The sequence below is a fragment of the Paraburkholderia aspalathi genome (assembly GCF_905220735.1).
Taxonomy (GTDB): domain Bacteria; phylum Pseudomonadota; class Gammaproteobacteria; order Burkholderiales; family Burkholderiaceae; genus Paraburkholderia; species Paraburkholderia aspalathi.
This window is the reverse complement of the sequence record NZ_CAJNBA010000001.1, coordinates 1911988-1923666: the sequence shown is the minus strand read 5'-3', so window position 1 is coordinate 1923666 and position 11679 is coordinate 1911988. Positions and strand designations below refer to the sequence as shown.

9 protein-coding genes are annotated in these 11679 nt (G+C 57.8%); 4 read left to right on the top strand and 5 right to left on the bottom strand.

Annotated features, from left to right (window positions below; all coding sequences use genetic code 11):
• Window positions 1-56 precede the first annotated feature (56 nt).
• Window positions 57-269, bottom strand: a complete 213-nt coding sequence (locus KHO30_RS08550; protein WP_200620408.1) for a tautomerase family protein — start codon at window positions 267-269, stop codon at window positions 57-59.
• Between the two features lie 216 nt (window positions 270-485).
• Here KHO30_RS08550 and KHO30_RS08545 point away from each other — a divergent pair, with 216 nt between their 5' ends.
• On the top strand, window positions 486-1388 hold the full coding sequence (locus KHO30_RS08545; protein ID WP_211700564.1) for a LysR family transcriptional regulator: 903 nt from the start codon (window positions 486-488) through the stop codon (window positions 1386-1388).
• Between the two features lie 97 nt (window positions 1389-1485).
• On the opposite strand, the gene KHO30_RS08540 is transcribed toward KHO30_RS08545, so the two are convergent.
• Window positions 1486-1959, bottom strand: coding sequence for a hypothetical protein (locus tag KHO30_RS08540; RefSeq protein WP_211700563.1), 474 nt, complete (start codon window positions 1957-1959; stop codon window positions 1486-1488).
• Between the two features lie 1017 nt (window positions 1960-2976).
• On the opposite strand from KHO30_RS08540, the gene KHO30_RS08535 reads away from it, so the two are divergent.
• Both KHO30_RS08535 and KHO30_RS08530 read left to right on the top strand, forming a co-directional pair.
• Window positions 2977-3714, top strand: a complete 738-nt coding sequence (locus KHO30_RS08535; protein WP_200620411.1) for an SEL1-like repeat protein — start codon at window positions 2977-2979, stop codon at window positions 3712-3714.
• A gap of 926 nt (window positions 3715-4640) precedes the next feature.
• Window positions 4641-6119: an esterase-like activity of phytase family protein gene (locus tag KHO30_RS08530; RefSeq protein ID WP_211700562.1), complete on the top strand. Its 1479-nt coding sequence runs from the start codon at window positions 4641-4643 to the stop codon at window positions 6117-6119.
• 284 nt (window positions 6120-6403) lie between these two features.
• On the opposite strand, the gene KHO30_RS08525 is transcribed toward KHO30_RS08530, so the two are convergent.
• Together KHO30_RS08525 and KHO30_RS08520 are read right to left on the bottom strand one after the other, a co-directional pair.
• Entirely contained in the window at window positions 6404-7123 is a 720-nt protein-coding gene (locus tag KHO30_RS08525) for a tetratricopeptide repeat protein (protein ID WP_093645165.1), read from the bottom strand.
• A gap of 1075 nt (window positions 7124-8198) precedes the next feature.
• On the bottom strand, window positions 8199-9047 hold the full coding sequence (locus tag KHO30_RS08520) for an SDR family NAD(P)-dependent oxidoreductase (protein WP_200654328.1): 849 nt from the start codon (window positions 9045-9047) through the stop codon (window positions 8199-8201).
• A gap of 126 nt (window positions 9048-9173) precedes the next feature.
• Here KHO30_RS08520 and KHO30_RS08515 point away from each other — a divergent pair, with 126 nt between their 5' ends.
• Window positions 9174-10067, top strand: a complete 894-nt coding sequence (locus KHO30_RS08515; protein ID WP_093645171.1) for a LysR family transcriptional regulator — start codon at window positions 9174-9176, stop codon at window positions 10065-10067.
• Between the two features lie 716 nt (window positions 10068-10783).
• On the opposite strand, the gene KHO30_RS08510 is transcribed toward KHO30_RS08515, so the two are convergent.
• Window positions 10784-11311 carry a hypothetical protein gene (locus tag KHO30_RS08510; RefSeq protein WP_211700561.1) on the bottom strand — a complete coding sequence of 176 codons (528 nt, stop codon included), beginning with the start codon at window positions 11309-11311 and terminating at the stop codon, window positions 10784-10786.
• Between the last annotated feature and the right edge of the window lie 368 nt (window positions 11312-11679).

The following is an 11679-nucleotide window of genomic DNA, read 5'->3' as shown; positions in this document are numbered from 1 at the left end:
CGTTTGACTTGCGATTGAATGGGTGCAAGGCGGTCATCCTCGCACCCGTGTGGACATCAGTTCCGCGGGATACCCATCTTCTCCATCGTCAGGGTTTCGTCGGCGCGCCCCCAACCACCGTCGGCGACCTCATCCACGAGAACCATCGAGTAAGGACGGACGCCCTCCCCGAAGTACTCGACGAACATGGCCGTCGTGCGATGGATGATTTCTTCTTTTTTCGCGGCATCGAGCGTGCCTTGCGGAAACTTGTAATTGGCAAATGGCATGAAAAACTCCTTGATTGGGGTTTGAAAACGAGGTGTCGGTTTTCGGCACCTGGATAGCCACGCGTGAAGAAACAGTTTCCATTTCTGCTCCTTTACAGGGTGACCGTCAGGTGGCCGACTGCCTTGAGAGCGATTATTCCCACCCAGAGCACCTGGATAAATGGTGGTAAATTGCCATGACTATTCAATGGGAATAACTAATCGAGATCGGCGGATATGGATCGTTTTGACACGCTGCAGTTGTTCGTCCGGATCGTCGAGCAGGGCAGTTTCACCAAAGGCGCGAGCATGGTGGACATCCCGCGCGCGACGGCGACCTATGCCATCAAGGCACTTGAGGCGCGGCTCGGCACACGGCTGCTGGAACGAACGACGCGGCACGTGCGGCCGACACTCGACGGCCAGGCTTTTTACGAGCGCTGCGTGCGCATCCTGGGCGAGATCGACGATGCGGAGTCGTCGTTCTCGCATCAGACTAGCAACCCGCGTGGCGTATTGAGGCTGGACCTGCATGGCACGCACGCCACACGCATCGTGTTGCCGCGCATCGACGAGTTTCGGGCACGCTATCCGGGTATCGAGCTGGTGGTGAGTAGCGGCGATCGCCTCGTCGATCTCGTGCGCGAAGGTGTCGATTGCGTGATCCGTGGGGGGCGTCCGCGCGACTCGTCGCTGATTGCGCGGCCCGTGGCCGTCGTGCCGCAGATCATTTGCGCGAGCCCCGCCTATCTTGAGCGATGGGGTATGCCCGCGGTACCGGCTGATCTGGCCTCGCATGAAGCCGTCGGCTTCTTTTCTCAGACGAGCGAGTCCTCCTATGCGATCGAACTGCGCATCGAGCGGAAGATCACTGAATTCAAGCTGCGTAGATGGATCTCGGTGGGCGACGCTGAGAATTATGTCGTCTGCGCGTTGCGCGGGGCGGGTCTGATTCAGTTGCCCCGCTTCCACGTGGAGGACGAGCTTGCCGATGGTCGTCTTGTCGAGGTCCTGCAGGACTGGGAGAGTCCGGGCTTACCTATCAATATTCTCTATCCCCAGCACCGGCAGCTCGCTCCGAGGGTCCGTGCTTTCGTGGATTGGGCGAGTCAGGTGTACGCGGCGAAATTCGGCGGTTAGAACGGGTTGGATGCAAGGTTGGAAGAGCCGCCCGCTTTCGGGCGGCTGAGCATTGGACGGCAGTCGGCCAACTGAAGCCGTCCGCCTTTCTCGGTGGTTAGTGGTGCACGGGAGCCGGCTGTTCGTCCGCGTCATCTTCTTCGTTTGTCGCGGATTTGGCTGACGTTTGTTTGGCCGGGCTCGGCTTCGTGGCTGCCGGTGTTTCCGTCGTCGCTATTTGTGACGCCTCTGCGAGAAGGCGCGCTGCACGGCTCGCGGTGATGCGGCTTTGAGGGATGCCCTTCGCATCGAGCGCGATCACCTGGTATAGCTCACGGTCACATTCGAGCTCGCGATGATATTGCTCTGCTGTGTCGACGAGCAATTCAAGCATGGTCTGCTGGCGTCGTCTTTCGTCGCTCGTGATGGCAGGATTCCTACACATCGAGGACGCAAGTGTGATCAATGTGTTGAGTTGGCTCAACTGCCGGTTACAGAGGGCGAAGGTGGAAAGCGCGAGCTTTTCGTACTGGAGCGCGTCGACTGGCGGGCGTGACACGGGTTGAGATTGTTTTGTAGGTTTGTTGCTCATGGTGCGACCTCCCTGGTACTTCTTTGATCGCCCGACACTCGCTTGCTTGGGGAAGTGGGTGAGCGGGCACGTGGCGGGTTTGGAAGACCGGATCAGAAACATGCCGGCGAGCCTCGCGGCTCCCCCACCACAGCCCGCCCATTGAAAACAACAGACGTGCAGGGGTAGACGCACGACCCGCGCGAGCGGGTGTGCGGTTTCTGACTTCAGGCTTCCACACCTGACCGCCGGGTGTTTCCCAACGGCTTGATGATTATAAATGAAGGCAGCCGCGTAGCGATCAACCAGGCAGGCTAAGTGTTTGCGTTTGGCCGATTGGATAAGGCATCGTCGGCGGCGGCGGTTGGCGGGTTGGCGTGAACTCGGAGGCCGTAGAGGACGCGGGCGGTTGGTTGGCTCTGCGGTGATAGTGAGCGCGTAGGCGTATCTGGGGTTCGTCAGTGTCCGAACTTGGCGGTTGATGTAGGTTCATCGGCCTAAGGGACGGTGGACCTCCATCTGATCGCAACCGGTTGAATGACTGCTCTCGGAGAACGCGGAGGACTGAAGTCGACCCTGAGCGGTCTGTGGGATTTGTCCTGAGCGGACATTCACGTGCTACGGTGCGGCGCACTGACACTGCGTGATGCCTATTTTTTTGCCCCACTGAAGCAGAGTGCCCAGCTTCATGCTGAGAGGAACCTTCGGCGGCCCGTTCCTCGCCCGTTTATCCATGGTCTCTTTGATCGGTAGTGCCCGTATCAGGAAGGCTTCCAGTTGCTTGTTCAGACCGCGAATCCAGACCCCACTATCTTGCTTGTCCAGAGAGTCAATCAATTTGTCGCGGAGCGGGTCTGCTTGGAAGTGAAAGGTTGTGTTATCGCGCAGAATACCGACCTCTTTGCATGGGATTGACTACTTGAGAAACCAACGGTATTTTTTCTGATGGGGCGTCACGCCCCCTGCGCCGCCTCACAGTTCTTTTCGATTCCGTGCCGGCTGTGGAGGCTCATCGGCACGGATACTCGGACCGAAGCCATGCGTATCTACTTCCAGAACGCGTCTATCCCGACGCGGGCCGCCAATCGGCTTAAATTCCGCCTTTCGCTAAAGGAATCCCAGGCGCGACAGGTAACCTCCGAAGTCTTCGGCTATAGAGACTGGACCGACCTCCACCGCGACCTGGGCAGCAAAGCGGCTTCCGCGCTCGACGAGGCGTGTGACAGCGTGACACTAACCGAGAGACGCGTATATCAGGCGTCGCAATTGCTCGCATCGTCAGTTGATCTTCACGGTGAATCCGCCGACGAATTTGTTCGATGGTGGCAACCGTCGTCCGCACATGCGCACGAAGAGGGCCCGAACCCGACAGAAGCGCCGTTTGCCGGCTCAAAGGAAGATCTGAGTTTTCAGGAGGCGCTGAGCACATTGGCTCACGCCGCGGACCGTCCCGTTGGCCACTTCGAACAAGCGCTCATGACTGGCATACACAGAACGGAAAACGAAAGCTCGCTGAGGTTTGTAGAATCGATTGCTGATGAGTTGCTAAGCGGCAACCGAAAGCGAGAACCCGAAGTGGCTCGTCACCTCCTTGAGGCTCTGGCCTCGCGAGGGCTCCCCAGGTCAATACTTAACCTGGCGGTGAGTTTGACGCTTGGCGATGGTGGGCCTAAAGACGAAAACAGGGCCACGGAGCTGCTCGGGCGGTTGGCTGAATCTGCTTCAACTCCCGATGATCTGAAGCGGATTGCCGAATCGCGCTTAGGCACCGCCTAAGCACTCGAAGGTCCCGTCAGGCTCGTCATAGTTTCGACCTACAATCGCCAGCGGGGAACGACTTCGCCAGCACCGCCGGACGGCTGAACAGATTGCAGGCAGCTATGCCATCGACACTGGTTGCCAGATAGAGCGCATAGTTGTGCGATTGCAATCGAGCCCCAAGGGTTTGTACTCGTTACGTCTCCTCCATGTCTCCATTGATATGAATTGAGCCCGCCACAAAGCGGGTATTTTTTCGCCCAAACGTTCTTTCCTTTCTTCGCGAACGTGCTACCTTCGATGCTCACCCCGGTCGGCTTCAGGAAACCATGCCCTGCGAAGCGTGCCAGAAATTGTTGGTTGGCGATTCAGACGGTTCCCACGATGGGCTGCTGACATATCGCAACCCAGCAATTCTTCGCCCCTTCGGCCGACCGCCGGTTGTTCTACATCGCTATCGCTGCAAGCACTGTGGCTTCAACTGGATACACGAAACAGATCCGCTAGAACGCGGTAGATCCGAGTGGATCTGTCTGTACGAGGCACCCAATATTCTCATTCCCGCGACAGTAGACCGCTCTTCGCGATTGTCGGCCAGTGAGCACTCAAACCCTTCAGGTAACACAGAAAGGCAGCCGGCGCGCTCCGGGAATTGGCTCCGACGTTTCTCCTGAGCCAGCAAGGTACAGCGAGCAATAGGGCCCGGTTTCTAGCGCAAGCGGCACAAGACTGGCCAATCTGAGCGTCCGGCCGATCCAACTAATTAGCGTCATCAATCGGTCACAACCCTCACGCAGTATTACCGGCAGCCTTCAAATGGCCGACGATCTGCGCGCGAGTCCGTCCTCGTCCGATGCAAACATCCGGGCGAGCAAGACAAGCGAGGACAAGACTCAGCGCCATACGCGCTCGACAAGAACCAATCCCACTCAAGGAAAAACACCGTGTCACGTTCAAGACTGCTGGCTCTGACGGCGATTGCGTCGTCGCTCATATTTACAACTACGGCGTATGCGGGCGTGGATCTCATTGCGATGGGCCAACTGAGCGGTCTGACCGGCGATTTATCGAAGGAAACGGCTGCGCCGCTGGAAAACGGTGTAGCGGGCAATCTGCTCGGCGGCCTGGGTTCGGGCATCGCTTACGCGGGGTGCCAAACGTTCGTGGCTGTTCCGGACCGCGGCCCGAATGCCGTGTCGTACAACGCCGCGATCGACGATACCGCGTCGTACATCAACCGCTTCCAGACCTTGAGCCTGCGCCTGAAACCGGCGTCGGCGAGCGCAGCACTGCCGTACACGCTGACACCTAAACTCCTCGATACCACCCTGCTCCACGCCTCCGAACCACTGGTCTACGGAACGGGCGCGGCTGCCGGCGTCCCCGATGGCGCCCCAACGCTTAACCGCCGCAATCACACGCATTACTTCTCGGGCCGCTCGGACAACTTTGACCCTTCACGCTTGTCGACGAATGATCGCAACGCGCGCTTCGACCCGGAAAGTGTGCGCGTGAGCAATGACGGCGAGACCGTATTCATCTCCGATGAATACGGTCCGTACGTTTACCGGTTCGATCGCCGCAGTGGACGCCGCATCGACACTTACAAGCTGCCGGATACGTTCGCGGTCTCGACGCTCAGCCCTCTCGGTAGCGATGAAATCACGCTCAACACCTCCGGCCGCGTGGCGAACAAGGGCATGGAAGGCCTGGCGATCTCGCCCGACGGAAAGACGTTGTTCGGCGCGATGCAAAGCCCGCTGATCCAGGATGGCGGCACGGACGGCGCTTATACGCGCATCGTGAAAATCGATATACGCAGCGGCAAGATGACGCAATTTGCGTATCCGCTAACGAACATCGGCACGGCAGCCAAGCCGAAGTACCCGACCATCAGCGACGTGGTCGCCGTCAACGATCACGAACTGCTGATGGACGAACGCGACGGCAAGGGTCTTGGCGACAATTCGACGGCAGTGTTCAAGAAGGTGTTTCACATTGACCTGACGGGCGCCCAGGATGTGAGCAACGCAAGCAGTCAGGCGGGGCTCGCACCCTACGCGGTCCAGAAGGCCCTGTTCCTCGATGTCGTCACCACGCTAAATGCACACGGTCTCAGCGCCAACGATATACCGGCGAAGCTCGAAGGCCTCGCGTTCGGTCCCGATGTCATGGTCGGCGGCGTGAAAAAGCACACGCTGTTCATTGCGAACGATAACGATTTTATCGGGACGATAACCGATTCCAATCATCCGGCCGGTATCGCGAACCCGAATCAGTTCTTCGTGTTCGCGTGGGATCCGAGCGACTTGCCGGCCTATGTCGCGCAGCGCCTGCCCGGAGTGGATGACGACACGCGCGGCAACGGTCACGGTCGCGGCCAAGACCATAACCGTATGTGCGCGGCTGACGACGATCATTGAGCATCGATCGCGCATCCCGTGTTTTTTAACGCTGGATGCGCGATCCACTTTCGGCCCGTTTTCTTTGTCGCCGCTGGACGGCTGGCACTCAGCGATAGCCGTTAATCGAAGGGACACACATCTTCGTCTACGAACGGTCGTTTTCAAGAAACTCAACTGAGTCTTGTCGACCCTCTACCGCCATTGGAGCCAGCTTTACTTGAAAGTCCGCTTCCGGAGTCCAACGGCCATTTGCGTGTCCTCGGTGGACGCCATATTCTCAGCTTTGCCGGCGGCCTGATCTCTCAGCACGGTGCCAGGCCGGTAACACTACCCATAGTCACCGGGCACAGCCGCTGCGGCGCCGGTTGTGAATTCTGCTGCTGTACCGCCTGCTGGAGTCGTTCGGCCTGAACGTTCGCGTTCGATGCCCGGAGGAACGCGTCTCTGTTCGCTTCTACCTTTTGCACGACTCCGTGAGGATCGCCCACGCGAGTAAGGGCGTTAAGCGCATCGCGGTTGTACTGCCAGGCCGCCTTCTCCAACCATTCAATCTGCTTGGCCTTGTCCTTCGGCACGCCTACCCCCTCCGCATACATGGTAGACAGCGAAAATTGCGCGCGGTCGTTGCCTTGTTCGGCGGATTTCCGCATCCATGACGCGGCGGCGGCATAGTCTTTGGTTACGCCACCACTTCCGTAGTAGTAGTACCCGGCGACTTTTGCTTGTGCCAAAGCATCGCCGGCCTGCGCGGCTTTCAGGAAATAGACGAAGGCCCCGGCGAGGTCGTTCTGACCTACGAGGTGCGAGGCGTAAAGATACTCGGCCATCACATTGCCAGATTCCGCGGCGGCTTTTTCGTGTGCAGCCACCTCGGCTTCACGCTCGGACTGCGTCTTGGATGAGGGCACCGCGCAGCCGCCCAGTGCGGTCAAGGACAGCATGACGGCGACACCGAACGCAAGACGGCGGATGGACAAGAATATCATCGGCGTGGTATTTCCGTTTTGAAAATGGGAAGCCATGCCGGCGCCATTAGCGGGTGATGAAGCGCTTCACGACGACATGACGAAATAGCGTCACATAAAGGTCATGTGATGGCCTGATTGCGTACGCAAAGATACTAATCGGTCTATCTTGTGTCAATCAGATATTTGTCGTCGCACGGGTAGCGCTCGAAAAACCGATTAATCAAGGGCGTCGGCTCACGGATCGAAAACCGCCATTCCTGCGATAATCATTGGGCACCAATGAAAGGCCGTTCCTGGCAGATCGCGGCCCGATGCGCTTTAGCGAGACTCCTTTGGACCTGCACACTCGCTGTTTGCCAAGCTTGTCAGTGCGCGATAAGGCAGTCTCCCAGATGGTAGCTGTCATCGAGGTGCCCTTCTCCGTCGAACCCGATAGTCACAACATATGGAAAGCCATCGGGGCGTTGAGACACGTTGTAACCTACGAGAGCGTGCCTGACAGCGTTATCAAAATCGGAATCTTCAGCACGCGCGTTCTTCATCACTTTCGTAACCTGCCCACTACTGTCAACATGGACGCTATAGCCGATTACTGGTGGAGAGTCGCTCCCAGGTTCCAAAGATTTCGTCGCGACACTTATGCGATTGAAGATGGTACATAAGGCATCCCTACCCTCTTGACTCATCGCGGGTGGAACCATAGGGGCTGTGTGAATTGGCCTGACCGCCGTTGGATCTGACGACGTGACCTCGTTTTGGGCTTGAATCGGACCAACACCGGCAAAAAGCAGCCCCACAGCGAATACGGCAGACTTGCAGTCCATGATTCTCTTCCCGGTTGCCTCTGACGTTGAGCACGCAAATTGTCGACGATTCTGGTGTGGTTGTCGAAGGTCCGCTGATGGCCGCTGTCTGCCTCACGCAAGTGGCGTTCGCAGCCTGAAATTCGCGAGCCGGCGACCGGTTGAATCCAAGGCCGAACTCAGCCGGATGGCGAGCGACTGGGTTCGACCCACAGCCGCCCTGTAGGCTACGATCACGAATGGCCGTTGCCCGGACAAAAGCCGACATCGCACGGTTTCATCCGACACGCTTCGCGTGTGTTCAGATTTGTATATGGCAGGACGGCTTAAATGGTAAGGGAACGATGTAACTCAGGCGGGCCACCCATCGCGTAGCGATCAGAGAGTGGCCGGCTACCGTCGATGTCGGTCACCCCGAGTGTTGCGCCGATCTCCGCGCCGATCAGCGCCCTGCCTGAAAGTGCCATCATGGACTCAAATTCATAGAGCGCGGCGATAGTGCGGCCTGTAAATTGTGGAGACTCGCGCTTTTGTTTGGGGCGCTTGTCTTCGAGGAGCGTAGCGAGATAGGCGCGAGCACGTTCGGTATCTAAACCGCCCATCCAGACGGAAACCACGGCGACATTGTATGGCCGTAGCTCCTTCGCCATATCGGCCGCCATTTTGTCCGCACCTGCCTTTTGGGCGCCGTAGGCCGGGTTCTGATGGTAGCTGACGGCACCGTAGTGTCCGGTGTTGACAATCAACCCACGGCCATTGGCAATCAGAAGCGGCGCAGCATAGTAGCTAGCCACGTAGTGCGAGCGCAGGCCGACAGTAATCACATCGGCCGTATCCAACGGCTTCTGCCAGAAGCCGCCTTGAGCGGGTGCACCAACCTTTGCAGCGTTGTTCACGAGGATATCGAGACGGCCGTGTTGACGATGGATGTCGGCGAAGAAATCTGCCACTGCCAGATCGTCTGCGTGATCGAGCACAACTCCTATTCCTGTCCCGCCTGCGCGAGACACGAGTTCGGCTGTTTCATCTACTGAACCGCCGAAGGGCGTTTCGCCCCCAGTGGCACTGCGCCCGGTGACATAGACCGTGGCCCCGGCTTCTCCAAGCGCGATCGCGATGCCCTTTCCGGCGCCTCTGCTCGCACCCGTCACCACTGCGATCATGTTTGCTGTCATCGATCCTCCTGCGCACTGTACGACGCCTTATTGCGTCGGACTGTCATCAGTTCCAGCAGTCTAGTGCCTGTCGGCTTTGTTGATTAGTGACATAATTTTGTATGAAATCATGAGTGAGACTCAACAATGAACCGCGAGGATCTGGCCGATCTGCTAACTTTTGCAACCATCGCCGAGGAATCCAGCTTCACGCGTGCAGCCGCGCGGCTCGGTGTTTCCGCTTCTGCTCTCAGTCATTCCATTCGCTTGCTGGAGGCGCGCCTCGGCGTCAAGCTGCTCAATAGAACCACAAGAAACGTCGCACCGACCGCTGCGGGAGAAAAGCTGTTGAGCCGGTTGCGGCCCGCTTTCATCGAGATCGGGGCAGGCTTGACGACGCTTGCGGATAATCGAAGCCGGCCAGCAGGCCGTGTCCGTATCAGTGTTCATCGCACGGCAGCGCTTATGTTCGTCGTGCCGAAGCTCACACAACTTCGGCGCGACTATCCTGAGGTCGTAGTTGAATTGTCGGTAGATGATTCCTTGGCAAACATCGTCGCGGCTGGCTTCGACATGGGCATCCGGAATGGCGAACTATTGGCTAAGGACATGGTGGCAGTTCGCATCGGTGCAGACTACCGAACCGCGGTGGTTGCATCGCCCTCTTACCTGAAGAACAATGCCGCGCCGCTCACTCCGGACGATGTGGCCGGCCATGCATGTCTGGGATATCAACGACCAAGTTCGAAGGCCCTCCATTTCTGGGACTTTGAGCGAGAGGGCCGATCCGTCCAGGTGCCAGTCGATCCGGTCTTTATCTCCAATGACAGCGATATCCTTATCCATGCCGCCCTGGCGGGAAACGGCCTCGCCTATGTTCTCAAAGAACAGGTGCAACCCCACCTGAAGTCAGGCACATTGACGCAAGTGTTAGAGGGATGGTCTGTCACGCTAGCGGGAAGCTTCCTCTATTATCCCGACCGACGCCAACTTCCGGTCGCTGTACGTGTCGTCATCGACTCGCTTCGTTATCGTTCTTGATTTGGTATGAGACATTAGCGCCCGGTCCGGATGTTGCGGAATAAATGTCCATTGCCGACCCAGCTGCGGTCATTTGAATAACGACGGTAACTGACCGCTCCTGGCCGAACTGAGCCCGACGACGACCGGCTCTGATCGACCCGGAGCGCACCGGCGCCGATGCCGAAAGTGGTCGTTCGAAAGCGCGCAAAATCGAAGAACCCGTCGTTTCAGGGAAGACCAGCGAGGCGGTCCGGGAAGTATCTGCCATAGAAAAACAAAACCTGCCACGTGTTTCCGCCCGCTGAGTTGGAAACTTGAGTTCCAAGGGACCGGTATTAATCTTCGTGATCGGCTGACCATAAAATCAGTAAGGTTCCCAAACGATCCGATCGATGTGCTGCTCTAAGGGGGTTGCTGTCGGTTCCGCCGAGCCTCTTTATCTGCTCCCAGACTTCAGCTTCACGGAACGGCTTCTGACAAGGGGATGCGTAAGCGCCTCAATTAAGCTCCACGCCGCGTAGACGCTGAAAGCTCCAAAGGGCGATAGCCGCAATTACTGTTTGATCGGAGCGAGGGCGACGCCCGCAGTGTGTGGTCGCCTGACTTCCCGGGTCTCCTCGCCTCGCATCGGCAAAATGCTTAAGTTCCCCCCCCCTTCTTCCTCCGCTATGTGAAAGGGATGACTCTGACTTCGTAGCCAGCATACCTCTCGGTTCCCAATCACCGTCGCAGTTTCAAAGCTTGGATCGATCAGGTGCTACCGAGAGAAGTCTGCTGATGCGCCATGCCCGGTGGTATGCCGCGCTCCAGATCTCGAAAACCAAATTTTTCGCGAAGTCATGCTGTTGCCCTGGCGACATCGGCTGGGATGGGAGCCCTTGGATCAAGTTCTCAACTACTGTCACTGCATGAACCATATTTGCGACTTCGCGCTTCCGACCAGCGAGGATCAACCAGATCGACCAACCAAACCAAAGCGCAAATAGTGCGGTGATGCCGACCGTGCTGATCTGCGATCCATAACGCTGGCTGAATGACTGATGGCTGTTTTCTGAATCCAGATAGTGCTGATATGCGAACGGCCTGGCGGAAATGCCGGCAGCATTTGTTGAGACCACCACATCGGGCGCCGACGCCCCTTTGAAATAGAGAAGGAGAGTTCGCGCCGGCGCGAACGCTTCGGTGCGGTTGATGCTCTTCAGAGGAATCGCGATTGAAAGCGTGCCATGAGGCACAGCACAAAGCAGAGAATCATGGCGCACCGGACCGTCGAGAAGAATGCACTCTTACCTGGCACGACGATGTTCACGACCGCCACCCTGTTGTGGGCGACAAAGGTTTGTGCGACGGTGGACCGTGAACTCGGTCCCTGCAGTGCGGCGGGAATGCCCTGAATGAAACGAGTGATGGCCAGCGCGCCGATGAATGCACAAGCCACATGTAAATAGATCAACCAGGGCGGTTGCGGATATTCCGGATTGTCGAGTACCAGGTTCAGGCATGCCACGAAACCGGCACACGCTGCGCTCAAGGCGAACGCTAGCAGCCATGATTTGAATCGCAGGGCGATCCGTAGTGCCGAGTTGGCGACTTTATAGGCGCAACGTTGACATCTTTAATGTGTTCTACG